General features: G+C 65.4%; 17 protein-coding genes. 7 read left to right on the top strand and 10 right to left on the bottom strand.

Annotated elements, in window-relative coordinates; translation table 11 throughout:
- Positions 1-59: 59 nt before the first annotated feature.
- Both V2L18_RS08180 and V2L18_RS08175 read right to left on the bottom strand, forming a co-directional pair.
- Positions 60-1,427 (bottom strand): hypothetical protein, encoded by a 1,368-nt coding sequence (locus tag V2L18_RS08180; protein ID WP_336177607.1) that lies wholly within the window; start codon positions 1,425-1,427, stop codon positions 60-62.
- Between the two features lie 345 nt (positions 1,428-1,772).
- Positions 1,773-2,105 (bottom strand): hypothetical protein, encoded by a 333-nt coding sequence (locus V2L18_RS08175; protein WP_336177606.1) that lies wholly within the window; start codon positions 2,103-2,105, stop codon positions 1,773-1,775.
- Positions 2,106-2,257: 152 nt separating this feature from the next.
- Between V2L18_RS08175 and egtB the strand changes: the two genes are divergently transcribed.
- The 3 genes from egtB to V2L18_RS08160 are packed head-to-tail and all read left to right on the top strand — an operon-like array spanning position 2,258 to position 5,229.
- The gene (gene egtB, locus V2L18_RS08170; protein WP_336177605.1) at positions 2,258-3,553 is read left to right on the top strand and encodes an ergothioneine biosynthesis protein EgtB; all 1,296 of its coding nucleotides are present in this window, start codon (positions 2,258-2,260) and stop codon (positions 3,551-3,553) included.
- Positions 3,554-3,561: 8 nt separating this feature from the next.
- Positions 3,562-4,530, top strand: a complete 969-nt coding sequence (gene egtD / locus V2L18_RS08165; protein WP_336177603.1) for an L-histidine N(alpha)-methyltransferase — start codon at positions 3,562-3,564, stop codon at positions 4,528-4,530.
- A 3-nt stretch (positions 4,531-4,533) separates the two neighbouring features.
- Positions 4,534-5,229: a 4'-phosphopantetheinyl transferase superfamily protein gene (locus V2L18_RS08160; RefSeq protein WP_336177601.1), complete on the top strand. Its 696-nt coding sequence runs from the start codon at positions 4,534-4,536 to the stop codon at positions 5,227-5,229.
- Positions 5,230-5,272: 43 nt separating this feature from the next.
- Here the strand turns inward: V2L18_RS08160 and cynS are convergent, their stop codons facing one another.
- The 8 genes from cynS to V2L18_RS08120 form a co-directional block, all read right to left on the bottom strand.
- On the bottom strand, positions 5,273-5,776 hold the full coding sequence (cynS, locus tag V2L18_RS08155) for a cyanase (protein ID WP_336177600.1): 504 nt from the start codon (positions 5,774-5,776) through the stop codon (positions 5,273-5,275).
- A 33-nt stretch (positions 5,777-5,809) separates the two neighbouring features.
- The gene (locus V2L18_RS08150; protein ID WP_336177598.1) at positions 5,810-7,009 is read right to left on the bottom strand and encodes an FAD-dependent oxidoreductase; all 1,200 of its coding nucleotides are present in this window, start codon (positions 7,007-7,009) and stop codon (positions 5,810-5,812) included.
- Positions 7,010-7,086: 77 nt separating this feature from the next.
- Positions 7,087-7,941, bottom strand: a complete 855-nt coding sequence (locus tag V2L18_RS08145; protein ID WP_336177597.1) for a sulfurtransferase — start codon at positions 7,939-7,941, stop codon at positions 7,087-7,089.
- A gap of 92 nt (positions 7,942-8,033) precedes the next feature.
- Entirely contained in the window at positions 8,034-9,104 is a 1,071-nt protein-coding gene (locus V2L18_RS08140; RefSeq protein ID WP_336177739.1) for an acyl-CoA dehydrogenase family protein, read from the bottom strand.
- Positions 9,105-9,282: 178 nt separating this feature from the next.
- Positions 9,283-9,822, bottom strand: coding sequence for an OsmC family protein (locus tag V2L18_RS08135; protein ID WP_336177595.1), 540 nt, complete (start codon positions 9,820-9,822; stop codon positions 9,283-9,285).
- Positions 9,823-9,868: 46 nt separating this feature from the next.
- Entirely contained in the window at positions 9,869-10,675 is an 807-nt protein-coding gene (locus V2L18_RS08130) for an ABC transporter permease (RefSeq protein ID WP_336177737.1), read from the bottom strand.
- Between the two features lie 26 nt (positions 10,676-10,701).
- Complete coding sequence (locus V2L18_RS08125; RefSeq protein ID WP_336177593.1) at positions 10,702-11,976, bottom strand: ABC transporter substrate-binding protein; 1,275 nt, start codon at positions 11,974-11,976, stop codon at positions 10,702-10,704.
- Between the two features lie 28 nt (positions 11,977-12,004).
- Positions 12,005-12,838 carry an ABC transporter ATP-binding protein gene (locus tag V2L18_RS08120; protein ID WP_336177592.1) on the bottom strand — a complete coding sequence of 278 codons (834 nt, stop codon included), beginning with the start codon at positions 12,836-12,838 and terminating at the stop codon, positions 12,005-12,007.
- A gap of 596 nt (positions 12,839-13,434) precedes the next feature.
- Between V2L18_RS08120 and V2L18_RS08115 the strand changes: the two genes are divergently transcribed.
- The 4 genes from V2L18_RS08115 (at position 13,435) to V2L18_RS08100 (ending at position 17,211) form a co-directional block, all read left to right on the top strand.
- On the top strand, positions 13,435-14,052 hold the full coding sequence (locus tag V2L18_RS08115) for a TetR/AcrR family transcriptional regulator (RefSeq protein ID WP_336177591.1): 618 nt from the start codon (positions 13,435-13,437) through the stop codon (positions 14,050-14,052).
- Between the two features lie 144 nt (positions 14,053-14,196).
- The gene (gene pncA / locus V2L18_RS08110; protein ID WP_336177590.1) at positions 14,197-14,835 is read left to right on the top strand and encodes a bifunctional nicotinamidase/pyrazinamidase; all 639 of its coding nucleotides are present in this window, start codon (positions 14,197-14,199) and stop codon (positions 14,833-14,835) included.
- Between the two features lie 5 nt (positions 14,836-14,840).
- Complete coding sequence (locus V2L18_RS08105) at positions 14,841-16,220, top strand: nicotinate phosphoribosyltransferase (RefSeq protein ID WP_336177588.1); 1,380 nt, start codon at positions 14,841-14,843, stop codon at positions 16,218-16,220.
- A 148-nt stretch (positions 16,221-16,368) separates the two neighbouring features.
- Positions 16,369-17,211 carry a universal stress protein gene (locus V2L18_RS08100; protein WP_336177586.1) on the top strand — a complete coding sequence of 281 codons (843 nt, stop codon included), beginning with the start codon at positions 16,369-16,371 and terminating at the stop codon, positions 17,209-17,211.
- Positions 17,212-17,453 lie beyond the last annotated feature (242 nt).

The following is a 17,453-nucleotide window of genomic DNA, read 5'->3' as shown; positions in this document are numbered from 1 at the left end:
TTCCCGCATTGTCCGCATGGCTGGCATTTCGGCTGGCGCCCATCCAACCGCGAGTTGCCCTAGCGGCGCTTCTTCTTTCTGAGATCGACCAGAGGACGCGTGGTCCATCCGCGTCCGGCGAGCACCGGATCCTCCGCCGTCGTCAACTCGATCACCGGCCGAATGCCGATCGCGGTTCGCACGCGCTCGGCCAGTCGGCGGGAGAGGGTTTCGTCGGGCTCACCCGTCGGCGCGATCTTGATGCGCAGCCGGTCGCGCGACAGCACGTCGCCCTCCTCCTCCTTCTCCACCAGCGCCTGAAAGTCCGCGACGGCCGCCTCTCCGGCCAGCGCGTCGCTGAGCACCTGCGGATCCACAAGCTTGCCCCGGATCTTGACGAAACCGTCCGTGCGGCGCGGCATGCTGACGAGCCTTTCGGTCAGGGCGCCGCAATGAGGACAGCGCTCGCGCGTCAGTCTGGCCATGTCGCCCAGCGCATAACGCAGCATCACCGTGCCGCGCCGGTCGAGATGGGTGAGAAGAAGAAGCCCCTCGGCCCCATCCGGCACGGGCTTGTGACTGTCCGGGTCCACTGCCTCGAAGCAGAACTGGTCAGGCGCGGGATTGTGGAAGCCCGCACCGGGCACGCATTCCACCATGCCACCCTGCATTTCGCTGGCATCGTAGGAAACGCTGATCTTCGGATCATTCGCCCCCAGCCGCTTCAGCCGGGCGATCAGGTCGTCGCGCGCCGCCGCGCCGAGGCCATCGCCCGCGGCGAAGACCAGCCGCACATGGGGCAGCTCCACGCCGAGTTCCTCCGCCCTTGCCACAACCTTGCGGACGTAGGACGACACCCCCCACAGAACGGTCGCCCTGGAGCGCGCGGCGATCGCCACCACCTCCTCCAGCGGGTTGCCGATATCGGGCTGGCGCGCGTTGGGCGCCCCCGGCATCGCGGCGATGACCGGAATATTGTAGGCCGAAGCCGCATTCATGGCCCGGGTGAAGGCTCCGTTGGGGTGTCGTGTCAGCGGAAAAAGGTTGAGAATGCTGTCGGACTGTTCCGTCCCACGCAGCCGCAGCATGTTTCGGTTGAGTGCCAGAATGTTGACGAAATCATAGGACGTGGAGACGAACGGCGCCGGCGCCCCGGCCGCCTGGGCCGTGTGCATCACATCCCAAACGATGCTTTCGTCCGCCGTCGCGGCTTCCGGCCAGGCGAGGACGAAACCGGCCGGATTGGCCAGATAGTCCTTCCTTGTCGTCACCGGCAGCTTGGAGAGATCGGCGACGCCGGAGATATCGCGCCGCCGGAGCCGCGCGCGCGTGAGAAGGTCCTTGTAGAACGGGTGGTAGGCGAAGACGCGATCCAGGGTCGCCGAAAACCGCGCGTCGCGTTCGCGGGTCAATGCGTCCCAGTCATCGAGAAACAACGTGTCGGCCATCGCATTCGCCTTCACTGCCAGTCGACCGGCCCCATGCCGGCCGCCACTCCCGGCCCCCGCATCGCGGTGCAGCCGCCATTCCTGCCGCAGTCGCCGGTTCACATCCCCCGGGGCACGACAGGAGCATGATACTCGCAAACTGGCGCCCCGTAGAGACTTGATCATCACCTCGTGCAGGGGCTGCGTTGCCGCTCCGGCTAGCGCCGGTACCAGCCCACTTCGCCTCCGGCCTGTCCGCAGCCCCTCATCCCCTCATGAAGATCGGGCAATTGAAGAACCTGCCGACATCTCGGCAACCGGTCCGGCGTTTGCAATCTCCGCGCATCGCCCCCTGTCCCGGGGCTGTCATTTTGAAGACGTTTGAACCCTGTAATTTGTCGTAATGTTATAATCCGGAGCAGCGACGCCTTCAATCTTGGGAATCGCACGGATACCTCGCCGCCTGTCTTTTTCGACCAAGCAAGAGAACTTTCCGCAAACACAAGTTTTCTTTACGATCGATGCGTCGAGCGAACCGTGAAACAGCCCCTCGCAGAGGATCGCGCCCGGCGCGCTTTCGAGCGCGGGCGCGCGCCCGGCCGGGTTCGGGATCCAATTCGCCGCTGCCGCGTTTATGTCGGCCCGCCTGGCAATTCCGGATGGGCATCGCAGCGCCGCACGATTTGCGACGCGGGCCATCACAGTCTCGTCAAATCGACGTGCGGTACTAATTTATGAGGCAACATTTTCATGCAGATCGCGACGCTGCCGTCCGGACGCGAAACGCCCTGCGTATACGGAGAACTCGAAAGACCGGCGGGACCGAGGCCGGCCAGGAAAGGGAGGCTTCCATGCTCGATCTGAAGGAAAAGCCGACGGGCGAACCCGTCGCCCGCAACGCCGCAGCCGAATGGCGCGGGCGGCTCGACACGCTCTATGCCCGCGTTCGCGGCGACACCGAAGCGCTCGCCGCGCCGCTCTCGCCGGAAGACCAGACCCTGCAGTCGATGCCCGATGCCAGCCCCACCAAATGGCACCGTGCCCACACGACCTGGTTCTTCGAAACCTTCCTGCTGACGCCGCATCTGCCAGGCTACAAGGTCTTCGACGAAACCTTCGGCTATGTCTTCAATTCCTATTACGAAGCCGTGGGGCCGCGCCATCCGCGTCCCTCGCGCGGGCTGCTCAGCCGCCCGGGGGTGGCCACCATCACCGATTATCGCGCCCATGTGGACCTGGCGATGCACGCGCTCATCAAGCGCTGCGAGCGCAAGGTCGCCGATCTCGTCGTCATGGGTCTGCATCACGAGCAACAGCACCAGGAACTGCTGCTCACCGACATCAAGCACGCCTTTTCGCTCTCGCCGCTCGACCCGGTCTACACCGAACACGACAGGACGGCAGATCCCGCTCCCGCCCTTGCCCCGCTCCAATGGCAGCCGCTAGAGGCCGGCCTCCACGAGATCGGCTGGCGGCGCGGAGAGGAGGCCTTGCCTTTCTGCTTCGACAACGAACTGCCCCGCCACGAGGCGCTGATCCGCAACGTCGCCATCGCCGACCGGCCGGTGAGCAACGGCGAGTTCATGGCCTTCATCGAGGACGGCGGCTACCGCCGGCACGAGCTGTGGCTGTCGGAAGGCTGGGCGACCGTCAACCGGCTCGGCTGGGAAGCGCCGGCCTACTGGCGCCGGGAGGACGACGGCTGGTCAGTCTACACGCTGCACGGACGCAGGCCCGTCGATCCTTGCGAGCCGGTCTGCCATGTCAGCTGGTTCGAGGCCGCCGCCTATGCGCAATGGGCGGGACACCGGTTGCCGAGCGAGTTCGAATGGGAGCTCGCGGCAGCGACTTTTCCCGCAGGCGACGCCCTTCCCGACGGCCCCCGGCCGCATCCCGAACGGCTGCGACCGGGCATGCGCCAGGATGTCTGGGAATGGACCATGAGCCCCTATTCGCCCTATCCCGGCTACCGCCCGCCGGAAGGGGCCATCGGCGAATACAACGGCAAGTTCATGATCAACCAGATGGTGCTTCGTGGGCGCTCCTGTGCGACGCCCGCCGGACACGACCGCATCAGTTACCGCAACTTCTTCCCCACCGACGCACGCTGGCAGTTCGCCGGCTTCCGTCTGGCAACGGATCTGTGAGCCCCGCCATGTCAGAAACGTCCGTGCTCGAGCTGGAGGAAGGGGAACTTCCCTCCACCGACGACTTCCTTCGCGACGCACTCGCCGGCCTCACGGCGCCGCGCAAGACCCTGCCGACCAAATATCTCTACGATGCGGAAGGATCCCGGCTCTTCGAGGAAATCTGCGAACTGCCGGAATACTATCCCACCCGCACGGAAACGGCTCTGCTTCAGGCCATCTCGCACGACCTGGCCGAGGCGGTCGCGCGCCATGCGGTGCTGGTAGAGTTCGGCTCCGGCGCCAGCACCAAGACGCGCACCCTGCTCGATGCCACACCGCATATCGAGGTTTATGTCCCGATCGACATCTCCCAGACCGCGCTCGATGAGGCGGCCGAAGCCTTGCGCGCCGACTTTCCCGCACTCCAGGTCGCGCCGCTCGTGGCCGATTTCACCGCGCCACACAGCCTGCCCGCCGCTGCGGACGGACGCCCCCATGTCGGCTTCTTTCCCGGCTCGACCATCGGCAATTTCCAGCCCGAGGCCGCCGTCGGCTTCCTGAAATCGGCGCGGGAGACGCTTGGCGCCGGAGCCCGCTTCATCCTCGGCGTCGATCTCGCCAAGGATCCGGAAGTGATGGTGCCCGCCTATGACGACGCGCAGGGCGTCACTGCGGCCTTCAACCTCAACCTGCTCGCACGGCTCAACCGGGAGCTTGGCGCCGACTTCGACCTCGACGCCTTCTCCCATCGCGCGGTGTGGAACGAGGCCCAGGGCCGCATCGAGATGCATCTGGTCTCGAAAGCCGATCAGACCGCGCATCTGGGCGGTCGGGAGATCACCTTTGCAAAAGGCGAGACCATCCACACCGAGAATTCCCACAAATACAGCTACGATGCCATCGCGGCCCTTGCCGCAAAGGCCGGCTGGCGGATCGAGAAAAGCTGGGTGAGCGATCCCTATCCCTTCGCGATCATCCTGATGAGCGCGGACTGAGCCATGCCGGTGCAGGAGGACGTGTCTAGCGAGGCGATGGCCGGACGCAGTCTCGCTACAGCGATTGCCGCGTGTCTGCCGCAGGGCGCCCGGTTCGATTGCGGCCCTCTCAGTGAGCGGCAAGGCCCCCTCATCGGCAACGAGGATGCCGAAATCGCTCAGGCGGTCGAGGCCCGTCGCATGGGCTTTCGCGCCGGACGCACCTGCGCACGCTCTGCCCTGCGGAAGCTCGGCATCGAGGCCGTAGCGATCCCGGCGGCAGCCGACCGCCGGCCCCTGTGGCCGGAGGGCACCGTCGGCTCGATCAGTCATTCCGATCACTTCGCCGCCGCGATATGCGCAAGGACGGACGATTTCGTCGGCCTGGGCATAGACATTGAGCCCGCAACCCCTCTCGCGTCCGGTCTCGCAGAGGCGATCTGCCGGCCGGAAGAACGGGCGCTTGAGGCTCCGGGCATCAAGGATGCGGCGAAGCTGGTCTTCGTGATCAAGGAGGCCTTTTACAAGGCCTACTATCCGGCCACCCGGCAGTTCCTCGATTTCCCCGACGCCCGCGTCGTTCTCGGCGATGCCAAGGGCTTTGTCGTCAGCCTCACCGATCCCGACCACCCGGCGCTCGCCGGCCGGCGAACGATCGCCGGCCGCTGGGCGATGGCCGAGGGCCACCTGATCGCGGTCGCCGCCTTGACGCGGGATTGAGCCTAAGATCGGCAAGGGCCCCCATCTGAGAGGGCCCCGCCCCTCACCACTGATTGTAGGGCAGGAACTTGCCGGACATGGTGACCTGCACGCGGTCGCCCTTTGGGTTGGCCACCCGTTCCACCTTCAGGTCGAAGTCGATGGCGCTCATGATGCCGTCGCCGAATTCCTCGTGGATCAGCTCCTTGATCGTGTCGCCATAGACATAGGTGATCTCGAAGAAGCGGTAGATCAGCGGGTCCTTGGAAACAGTCTCCGCCCCCTGGCCCTTCTTGGGCGGAAGCTGCAGGGCGATCTCCACGTCCTTCGTGCGGTTGCCGAGCCCGAGAACGGCCGCAACCTTGGCCGCCGCTTCCTTCGGCAGCGTGTTCTGGCCGAGACAGGCGGAGACGACGAAGACGTCCGACATGCCGGCGGCTTCGGAAATCTCCTTCCAGGAAAGCCCCTTGGCGAACTTCGCGGCCATGACCAGTTCGGTCATTTCCAGCTTCGACATCAGCGGAGCGGGAGCGGCATCGGCGGCATTCAGACTGGTCACGTTCGACATGGTTTGTTCTCCTCTTCAAGATAAACGGTCGCGTCAGGCAACGGCCTGGCGTGCGGGTTTCGGGGTGGTCTCGCTGTCGCTTTCGGCAAGCATCTTCCGGGCCATCATGTGCTGGCGGGGCGCATTGACCGTATCGACGGCCAGCAGCCGGTCGCCGGCGAAATAGGAAAGCGCGAAGCTGGCTTCTTCAGGCGATCCGTCGATCTCGGTGCGGTCGTAGCCCTGCGAAAGCCCCGCAATCTGCAGCTTGACGTCGTACTGATCGGACCAGAACCACAGCACCGGATCGTAGGAAACGTCCTCACCCAGCATTGCCGCAGCGGCGGCCCTCGCCTGGTCGCAGGCGTTCTGCACACTTTCCAGACGGATCATGCGGCCATAGCGGGCGGAGGGGAAAACGGTGCAGTCGCCGGCGGCGTGAATATCGGGCGCCGACGTGCGGCAAGCCTCATCCACCACGATGCCTCCCTCGACCCTCAGCCCGGCGGCCCCCGCCAGTTCGGTGACGGGTTCCGCCCCAACCGCGATCAGCACCAGCCCGGCGGGAACGGTCTCGCCAGAGGCAAGCACGACACCCGAAACGGCCCCCTCGCCGTCGATGCGGGCCACGCCCGTCCCCAGCTTGATCCGAACGCCATGGGAGAGGTGGAGATCCTGAAGGAATTCGGAGGTTTCCGGTGCCACCGAGCGCTCCAGAATGCGGTCGCATGCCTCGATGACGGTCACGGTCTTGCCTAACCCGGCGGCGACGGCCGCGAATTCCATGCCGATGTACCCCCCGCCGACGATGGCGACCTCGTCGACCGCCTCGAGAGACGCCCGGATCGGCGCGATATCGGCCATGGTGCGCAGGGTAAAGACGCCAGGAAGATGCGCCCCCTCGATCGGCAGCTTGCGCGCCCGGGTACCGGTCGCGATCAGCAGCTTCGAATAGGAAAGCTCTTCGCCGCTCTCCAGCGTCACGGTGTGAGCCTCGGCCTCGAGAGAGGCGACGCGCGTGCCCTTGCGCAAGTCGACGGACGTGCTCTCAAACCAGGCCGGCGGGCGCAGGAACAGCCGGTCCTCGTCCATCTCGCCCTTGAGATAGGCCTTGGAAAGCGGCGGACGCTGGTAGGGGAAAAACGGCTCGTCACCGATCAGGATCAGGCCACCCTCATAGCCCTTCTGGCGCAACGTTTCCGCCGCCTTCAGCCCGGCCTGACCGGCACCAACGATGATGATCGGATCGCTCATTGTCCTGCCCTTTTGTCATTGGCGGCCGGGGCGGAACCGTCCCGGCCGGATGGTCGATGGGGATACCGTTCGCCGCTCTAGAACGGCAGCCCTTCCTCGATCGGCAGCGCCGGGTCGCGGGACCATTCATTCCACGAGCCGAAATAGATCTTCACGTCCTTCACGCCCGCCTCTTTCAGCGCCAGATAGGTGTTGGAAGCCCGCGCACCCTTGAAGCAGTAGAGATAGACGGGCGTTTCCGGCGTGATGCCGACGGTCGCGCATTCGGCCAGGATCTCGTTCTTGCTCTTGATCATCGGCCCGGTCGGCGTCGGCTTCATCATCCGATACCACTCGATCCACTTAGCGCCCGGAATACGGCCCTTGCGCGGGCAGAAATCCTTGCCGTAGGGCGAGGAGCTGTCGGCAATCCACTCGTCGATGTCGCGCACGTCGAGCTTGACGATGTCGTCCGTCCCGATCGCCGCCATCATGTCCGCAACGTCGAGCATCAGATCCGCGCCCGCTTGCGATACCGGGAAGGTCCTGGGCACGGGCTTCACCACCTCGGTGGAGACCGGCAGGCCCGCCGCCTCCCACGCCTGATAGCCGCCGTGCAGCACCTTCACCTTCGGATAGCCAAGATACTGCAGCAGAAAATAGCCGCGGCAGGACTGGCCGAAGCCGGTTGCCATCGACTGCTCGTAGATGACGGCCGTCTCCTCTCCCGAGAGCCCGGCCGCGCCGAATTCCTCGGCGAACTTGTGACGCAACTCCGCGATGCCATCGGCCGAGGAGGTCGCGAGGTAGGTGAAGATGTCGTGCATGTCGACGGCGCCGGGAATATGCCCGGCCGCATAGGACTCCGGATTGCGCGTATCGATGAGCACGCAGGGCTCGCTCTTCATCAGTTCGGCAAGCTCTTCAGGCGACAACAGGCTCTTGTCCGTCATGCTGCACTCCTTTTCATGTCTGGTCCCTCTGGCAAAACGGCGAGGTCTGCCGGCGTCGTTCGTCGCGCCCGGTCAGGCCACGCCGGAACGGATCAGGCAGCGCCGAAATCAGCGAGCATCTTTCTGAGCTGTTTGGTGGCGGGCGTGACGATCGCCACGAAATAGGCCTCGCGCAGGCGCCGCTGCGCCGTGCCGCGCTTGACGTAGCCGCGCGCGCCGCAATGGAGCATGGCGTTGTGGGCGGCGGCCACCGTCGCCTCGCCGGCGGCAAGCCGCGCCTTTATCACACGGACGAAATAGTCCTCCGACGTGTCGAACGGCGTCTTGCAAAGCGCGTAGACCTCGTCTTCGAAGGCGGCGAGCTGCTGGCGGAAATCGCCCGGCTGATCCGGCAGATGACAGTTCACATGCGAAAGCGACTGGCCGGACTGCTCCATCAGGTCGATGCAGTTGCGGATGAGACCGAAGGCCATGCCCGCCTGCAGCAGGATGAAGCCGGCGCGAATGCGCGGGACGTAATCGTCGATGGGGTCGGCCAGTATCATCTCGTCGGGAATGAAGGCTTTGCGGAACTGCACCGCGAAGGTGCGCGTGCCGTCGAGCGCGACGAATTCGTCGGAAGCTACGATCTTCACGCCATCGGCCGCACAATCGGCAACCGCCATTACCATGCGCCCGTCGGGCAATGAGAAGATCACGCCGAAATAATGGTCCTCGCCGAGGTTTGAGACCCACGGCAGGATACCGGTGACGACATAGCCGCCCTCGACCCGCTCAGCCCTCAGGCGAAGCTTCTCGATCCCGAACAGCGTCTTCATCGGATTGGAAAGCCCGGTGCCGCCGAGAGCGGCGCCGGTCAACAGCTTCGGGCCGAGTGTCGCCTTCAGCGTCTCGTTCTCGCTGTTGGCCACATACCAGGCGAGCGCGTCCTGGCACCACACGCAAAAACCGGTGGAGAGGCAATGCTCGCTCACCGCAGACATGGCCCTGATGGCGGTCTCAAGGTCGTACGATCCGTTACCGTTCATCGGGGCGTGGTGGGCATAGGCACCGGCCTTGCCGAAGTCGCGCATCACGGCTTCCGGGTAGACGCCGTCGAGATCGATGTCGTGAACAATCGGCGCCAGGTCGGTTCGCGAAATCCGCGCGACTTCGTCGATCATGGCACTGGGCACGGCGGCGGGACCTTGGAGTGCATCTGCCGCCGCTTCCGGCGTCCGGGTCTTCGTCTCAATCGTCATGGTCTCGTTTTCCTTGTTGATGGAATCCGCGGGAGAGGACCCGCCTCCTCTCCCGCAGCTGGGGCCACAGGCGTTCAGGCTGCCGGATCAGGCTGCAGGATCAGGCGGACTGGGCGACCATGTTCACGGGACGCGAGAAGGTGTTGAACACCGGCGACCACTGCGTGACGTGGGCGATCAACTCGTCGATCGTCTCCTGCGGCGCATCCGCGTCCATGTGGACGATGATGCGCACGTCGGTGAACCCGACCGGCTTTTCGCTGACATCGCCCGTGCCCCACACGGCCGTGATGTTGAGGTCGCCCTCAAGCTCCAGTTCCAGCGAGTTGATGGTGATGCCGCGATGGATCGCATTGGCGTGCAGGCCGACCGCGATGCACGAGCCGAGTGCGGCGAGCGAGGCTTCCGACGGGTTCGGCGCGGTGTCGTCGCCAAGCAGTCCCGGCGGCTCGTCGACGATGTAGGGATCGAGATCGCGGATGTAGTTGGCGTGGCGGAAACGCCCTTCGGCGACCGTCTTGCACTTGAGCGTCTTGACGGCCTTGGGATCGGCCTTGCCCTTCTCGATCAGGTCGTTGAGCCCGCCCTTGTCGATCGGGGCAAGGCAACCCGTGAGGGCCGTTGCAGGTTGACTGGACATTTCACTCTCCTTGATTGAGTGCGTTGGACATCAAGCAGGCCAGGGATCAGTCGTCCCGGTGCCAGCTCAATCGGGAAATCGCCTGCTGGCAGGCGAAATCGAGGGCAAAGCCGATCACGCCGATGATCACGACGGTGGCCGCCAGTCGGTCGTATTCCAGGGTGTCGCGGGCATCGTTGATGGCGTAGCCAAGTCCGGATGTGACACCGAGATATTCGGCCGGCACGAGCACGATCCAGGCGACGCCGAGCGCAAGGCGGATGCCGGTGAGGATGTCCTGCGAGATCGCCGGCAGGATGATGGTGAAGAGCATGTGCCAGGGCCGGGCGCCAAGATTGCGCGCCACCCGGAACCAGGCCGGATCGACCCGCTTCAGCCCTGCGGCGGTAGAGAAAAGCACCGGCCACACGGCCGCGATCGTGATCAGGAAGACGATCGCCCCGTCCCACGTCGCAAACGCCATCACCGCGATCGGCATCCAGGAAAGCGGCGAGATCATGCGCAGGAACTGGAACGGGATGTTGGTGATCTCGCGCATCACCGGCAGCCGGCCGATCGCGATGCCGACCGGCACCCCGGTGGCAACCGCAAGCGCCAGCCCCTGCATCACCCGGCCAAGGCTCGGCACCATCATCGCCCAGGCCTCGCCCGAGGCGATCATCTCGGCAAGCCGCGCCAGCGCCGGCTCCGGCGCGAAATCGGCGAAGGCCATCAGCGCGGGATCGTTCTCCACCAGAAGCCCGCCGATCCACCAGGCAACCAGCAGCAGCGCCATGCCGAGGCCTGCAAAGCCCAGGCTTCGGAGCGCCTTCCACTGGCCGGCCCGGCGCTGCGCCGACACCTCGCCTTCCATGAACGCGTCAGCCACGAGGTCGGTGCTCACAGCTCAAGCACCTCCTCACGGGCAAACGGATCGTTCGCATTGACGGAGGGGTCGTCCTTCCATTCCGGATACTTGTCGAGCGCGTTCTTGACGAACTCGTAGTTGACGAGATCGTCCGCGACATGCTGCGGGTCGAGCCCGTCGAGGAAGGTTCGGTCGCCGCCGACCACGGTCTCGTTCATCTGCTCGACGATGAGCCTGGTGGCGGATGGATAGGGCCAGGGCTGGAAGTCAATGCGGCCGTTGCCCCATTCGGCACCGTGCTTGATGGCGCCGGTCTCGATGTATTCCTCGTCCTGGGTGTAGAGCGTCATCGCCCATTCCACGACCTTGGCCGGCATCGGCAGGTAGCCCTCGCCGTCCTTCGACATCAGCCGCGCGACTTCCGCCTTGTTCTTCGAGGAATAGATCTGGGCCCGCACGACCGCGTTCATGACCTTCTGGGTCCACTCCTTCTTTTCGGTCGTGACCTGCTCATGCATGCAGATCACGCAGCAGGGGTGGTTCTTCCAGATGTCGCCGGTAAACCGCAGCATCTTCGCGCCGGCCTTCAGCTCGCCCATGGCGTTGAACGGCTCGGCGACGATGTAGGCGTCGATCTTTCCGACCGCGAGCGCTGCCGGCATTTCCGGCGGCGGCAGGATCTGGAGATTGCATTCGTTGGGAGCGAGCGGTTCCGACGCCGACCTGATCACCGGCGTGACGCCCGACTGCCGCAGCGCGTACTGCAGCACGATGTTGTGCATGGAGTACCAGAACGGCACTGCCACCTGCTTGCCGCCGAGCTGGCTGAAACTGGTGATGCCGGTCTTTCCGCCGACCACGAGACCGGAGCCGTTTGTGTGCGCCCAGGCCATCAGCTTGACGGGGATCTTGTTGTTGTAGCGCATCCACACGGGGATGGGCTTGAGGAAGTGGACGAGGTTGAACTTGCCGGCGACGAAACCCTCGACAAGCGGTGACCAGCCGCGGATCAGCGTCGGCCGCTCCACCTTCAGCCCCTCGTCCTTGAAGTAGCCCATGCCGTGGGCCACCAGCAGCGCGGTGGCATCGGTGATCGGCAAGTAACCGATACGCACGACCTCATCGTCCGCCGCAGCGAAGGCCGGCGAGTTCATAGCCCCGATCAGCGGCCCGAGCGCAGCCATCAGCCCGCCGGCTGCGAACATGTCGAGGGTCTGGCGACGGGTGAAATCGGTCGGGAAATAGTCGTCGTCCCAGGCGCCATTCCCGTTCGGATCCTGATCCTGATCCTTGTTGCGATCGCTCATCTCGGTCCCCTGTTCTCGGTAAATGTCATCAGCGCGCCGCAGGCCGCGCGGCATTCAGGCCATCGTCATCGGGAGTGGCGGACGGCCCGCCTGCGCCCGAGGACGCCAGTTCGCGTCCGACTGCGGTTTCGTAAGCCGCGGCGAGCCGGGTCCGTGCCTCGGCGTATTCGGGCGTTCTCAGGTCATCGCGATTTTCGAGATCGATCGGCACGACCTTGGAGATCCGGCCGGGGTTGGCGGCCAGCACCAGCGCGCGATCGGCCATCACAACCGCTTCGGCCAGATCGTGCGTGACCAGCACCAGCGTGATGCCGAGATCCTTGGCGATGCGGCGCACGTCGCGCTGCAGGGTGCCCCGGGTGAAGGCGTCGAGCGCGGAGAACGGCTCGTCCAGCATCAGCACTTCCGGCGAGGGCGCCAGCGAGCGGGCCAACGCCACGCGCTGCTGCTGCCCGCCGGAGAGATCCTGTACGTTGCGATCGGCATAGTCGGAAAGTTCCACGAGCCTGAGCATTTCCGGCACGCGGGTGGCGATCTCGCGCTTGCGGCCGGTGAACTTCAGCCCCAGCGCCACGTTCTGCGCCACGCTCATCCACGGATAGAGCGAGGGCTGCTGGAACATCACCACCCATCTTGGCGACGGCTCCACGATGGACAGCCCGTCGATGCGGACCGTGCCTTGCGTGGGAGGGATCAGACCCGCCATGATGTGCAGAAGCGTGGACTTGCCGCAGCCCGAGCGCCCCACCAGCGCCAGCGCCTCGCCAGGGTTCACCTCGAAACTGATATCGCGGACCGCCGGCTGGCCGGCCCGGCGATAGCGGTGGGTGATCTCCTCCACCGCCAGATGCGCTCCCCTCATCGCCGACCTCCCGCAACATGTCGTCCCCGAAAGAGGAGGCAGGAAACAAACCGTTCTGTTTCCAATAAAGCAGGAGACGTGCCAAAGCCGGAAAATGCGACTATCTCGTTGAATTCGTTTCCCGGCCGCATTTCCCGGCCTGTTTGCCCGAAACTGCCGCTGCGCAAAGGAAAGCCGGACGCCTAGGGAAAACGCCTATTTTGTGGACGTGCGTACTTGAAGTGCACCGGGAGCGGGGCGGAGGGCGGAGTGCCCGCAGGGGCACCACAATGGAAGGAATGGAGAGCGGCTTCGTCGCGCTTGTTGCGCCGGATTCCCGATCAGCGCTCGGCTTCGCCTCACTTGTCCGGAATGAGGGCGTTCGTGGGAAGCTTCAAGCCCGCCACACGCGCCCTCATCCTGGGCGGTCTGCGGCGCAAGCCGCATGGCCAGACCCGGGATCCAGCGTGGGCAAGCGCGGCGAAGCCGCTCCATCTACCTTCTTCCCTTTCTCCCTCACCCTCCAGCCCCTCCCCCATTGCCCGCCCGCGCGAACTGCGCTACGCACGGGAAACAGATCGGTCCGTACACCCATACGGAACAGCAAGGAGGTCCGCATGCCTTCCCTCAACGGCTCCGCCGCCCCTTCCGGCGGCCCGCATCACGCGGTGACCACCGAAACCAGCGCCGCACGCGAACGCCTGCTGCTTGCCGCCTCCGATCTGTTCTGCCGTCAGGGCATCAACGCCACCGGGGTGGACGCCATCGTCGCCGCGGCCGGCACGGCAAAAACCACCCTCTACAAGGCCTTCGGCTCCAAGGAAGGGCTGATCGAGGCCGTCCTTGAACATGAGGGCAGCGCCTGGCGCGACTGGTTCATCGGACAGGTCGATGCGCTGCCGGGCGATGCCTCGGCAAAGCTCGTCCACCTCTTCGATGTCCTGAAGAAGTGGTTCGCGGAGGAGCATTTCTATGGCTGCCCCTTCATCAACGCGGTCGGCGAATGCGACAAGGACGACGACCGCATGCGCACCATCGCGCTGAAGCACAAGGGGCTGGTCATGGAGAAGATCCGCGAGCTTGCCCGTGCCGCCCGCCCCGACGACCCCGAAGGCCTCGCCCACGAAATGGCCTTGCTCATCGACGGCGCGATCGTCTCCGCCCTGATCACCCGCGACCCAGGCGTTGCCGACCACGCCAGGAACGCCGCGCAGCGGGTTCTGATGCGGAGCTAGAGGCGCACCTTCCGAAGCCTCTCGGCAATCTTTTATCAAACGCCGCATTGACCGATGCCCTCAGCCTTGCAATGACTGCGGCGGCATCGAAAATTCCGTTGCGCGCCTATATACTCAGGCAGAGCAAAAGACGAAGGACAGCGCATGCCCGAATTCCGGCCCGCGGAAAGCGATTGCCTCGTGGTGATCGACCTGCAGAACGACTTCATACCGGGCGGCGCGCTGGCCGTTCCCGGCGGCGATGAGATCGTGCCGATTGTCGACCGGCTGCTCGACCGGTTCGCCCATGTCATCGCTTCGCAGGACTGGCACCCGGCCGGCCATTTCTCCTTCGCTTCCGCGCAGGCCAATGCAGCCGCCTATGACACCATCGAGGCGCCCTACGGTCCGCAGACCGTGTGGCCGGACCATTGCGTGCAGGGAACGAAGGGCGCGGAGTTCCACCCCGGCTTCCGGGCCGATCGCGCCGAGCTGATCCTGCGCAAGGGCTACCGCGCGGATATCGATTCCTATTCCGCCTTCTATGAGAACGACCGCAACACGCCGACCGGCCTTGCCGGTTACCTGCGCGAACGCGGTTTCAAGCGTCTCTTCTTCTGCGGGCTCGCCACCGATTTCTGCGTGCGCTGGTCAGTAGAGGACGCCCTGAAAGAGGGCTTCGACGCCGTGCTGATCGAGGACGCCTGCCGGGCGATCGATCTGGACGGCTCCCTGAACGCGGCGCTGGCCGCGATGGACGGCGCGGGTGCTACCCGCGTCGTCTCCAACGCAATCGCGGCATGAGACCCATGGCAGACACTCTTTCCCAGACCGATTTCGGCCACAGCCTTCTGGTGACCGACCTTTACCAGCTCAACATGCTGGAGGCCTATCGCTCCGCCGGCATGGAAGGCACGGCCGTCTTCGAATTCTTCGTGCGCCGCATGCCGAAGAACCGCGGTTTCCTGATGGCCGCAGGCCTCGAACAACTCATCGGTTTCCTGCTCGGCGCCCGCGTCGATCAGGCCGAGATCGACTGGATCCGCAACTCCGAAGCCTTCTCCGACCAATTGGCCGACTATCTCGCCGACTTCCGCTTCACCGGCGACGTGGACGCCGTGCCGGAAGGCACCATCGTCTTCGCCGACGAGCCGATCGTGCGCATCACCGCCCCCGTCGCCGAAGCCCAGTTGATCGAGACGCGGCTCATCAACTTCCTGCAGTTCCAGACTCTGGTGGCCACCAAGGCGGCGCGCATGATGCTGGCCGCGCCGGGCAAGGGCATCGTCGATTTCGGTCTGCGCCGGGCGCATTCGGGCGAAAGCGGCGTGCTGGCCGCGCGCGCCGCCTATCTCGCCGGCTTCAACGGCACCGCGAGCGTTCCCGCCGGGCGTCATTTCGACATCCCGCTCTACGGCACGATGGCGCATTCCTTCGTGCAGACCTTCACCGACGAGATCGAAGCCTTCCGCGCCTTCGCGCTCGCGCGGCCGGAACAGACCGTCTTCCTGCTCGATACCTACGAGACGGAGCGCGCCGCCCACCGGCTCGTGGAACTGGCGCCGAAGCTGCACGAGCTGGGCATCCGGCTGAAGGGCGTGCGCATCGACAGCGGCGATCTCGCCGAGCATTCCCGCAAGGTGCGCAAGATCCTCGACGACGGCGGCCTCGGCCATCTCCAGATCGTCGTCAGTGGCGGCCTCGACGAATACGAACTGGCCGACCTCACCGCCCGCAAGGCACCGATCGACCTTTACGGCGTCGGCACCAGTCTGGTCACCTCCGCCGACCTGCCCTCGCTCGATTGCGGCTACAAGCTGAAGGCCTATGAGGGCACGGCCCGGCGCAAGCTGGCCGAAGGAAAGTCCTACTGGCCGGGTGCCACGCAGGTCTGGCGCAGCCTCGACGCGGACGGCCGCATCGCCGGCGACCGCATCACCGGCGCCGACGAGACCGCACCGGGCGAGGCGCTGCTGAAGCCGATCCTGCGCGATGGCGCCCTGGTGGAGCCGCTGCCGGACCTCGCCGAGATCCGGGCCCACGCGGCAGCCGAACTCGCCCGCCTGCCGGAACCGCTGAAGCGGCTGGAGGGAACACCCGCCTACCCGATCACCGTCTCGCCCGCCCTGCGCAAGCTGGCGGATGAATTGCTGCACGACACGCACGGCCACAGCATGGAAGCCTGCTGACGCAAGGTTAGATCCTGCCGGCGGCGTGATGCGCCGCCGGCGGCCCTTCGAGGAGGCTTGACAGCGCGCCCGCGCCGCGCGACGCAGAGGCGCCGGGGCTCGCGCCAGATCCGATGGCGTGCCCGCACCGAAACGGGGGATGCTGTCGATGGCCTTCAAGACGCTGCTGACCGTGACCGAGTTCAGCGAAAGCGGAACGCTCGAATTCGAGGCCGCCATCGCGCTTGCGCAACGCTTCTCGGCCCATCTTTCCGTCCTCGTGGTGGGAGGGGTGCCTCCCCTGCCCTTCTACGGCTACGGAGCGGGCGGCGCTCAGGTCTGGGTGGAGGAAAACGAGCAGCGCGCCCGTGACCTCGCCGCCGCCGGCGCCCGCGTCGAGCATATCCTTTCCACCCGTGACATTTCGTTCGACGTGCGACCGCGCCTGACGTCCGTTGCGGGCGAGGACGAGGTCATCGGCCGGCACGCGATCTACGCCGACCTCACCGTGATGCTGCGCCCGCGCCGGGGCGAATTGAGCACCGTGGAAAAGCAGACCATCGATGGCGTCCTGTTCGATTCCGGCCGCCCCCTTCTGGTGATGCCCGATCCGGCCTCCACCCGCCCCGTCGGACGCCATGTCCTCGTCGCCTGGAACGCGCGGCGCGAGGCGGCCCGGGCACTCGCCGACGCGATGCCGCTCATCGCAAAGGCCGAGGCCGTGACGCTGCTTCTCGTGGATCCGGAGACCGGGATCGATGCCCACGGCGAAGAACCGGGGGCCGATGTGGCACTGCTTCTCGCCCGCCACGGGCTGCGTGTCTCGGTTGCCACGGTCAAAGACACCGGGCAGTCGGTTTCCAGGGACATACTCGACAAGGCCGGGGAGGTTGACGCCGACCTAATCGTCATGGGCGCCTACGGCCACTCGCGGCTGCGCGAGAACGTCCTTGGGGGCACCACGCGCGAAATGCTGGAAACGAGCAACATCCCGCTGCTTCTCGCCCATTGACGGCGCCTCGCCCGCACGCCTCCCCGATCCGCCGACCGTCCGACGCGCGCATTGATCGTTGGCAATTCGCAGAGCCCGCCCGCGTCATAATATGGGCAGGCCTTCTGCCGTAAGGTTCTGTATTGTAAAAAAAGACGATTCCGGATGGTGAGTGCCCTGTCTGCCACGGGAAGATTTTGAGACCTGCCTGCGCCAGCAGCGCATCCTGCGCGATCCGTTGTCTTGCGCGGCGTCCGTTCAAA

The organism is Breoghania sp. JC706 (assembly GCF_037026715.1).
Classification (GTDB): Bacteria; Pseudomonadota; Alphaproteobacteria; order Rhizobiales; family Stappiaceae; genus Breoghania.
Note: the sequence above shows the minus strand (reverse complement) of the source record. Positions and strands in the feature narration are given on the sequence as shown.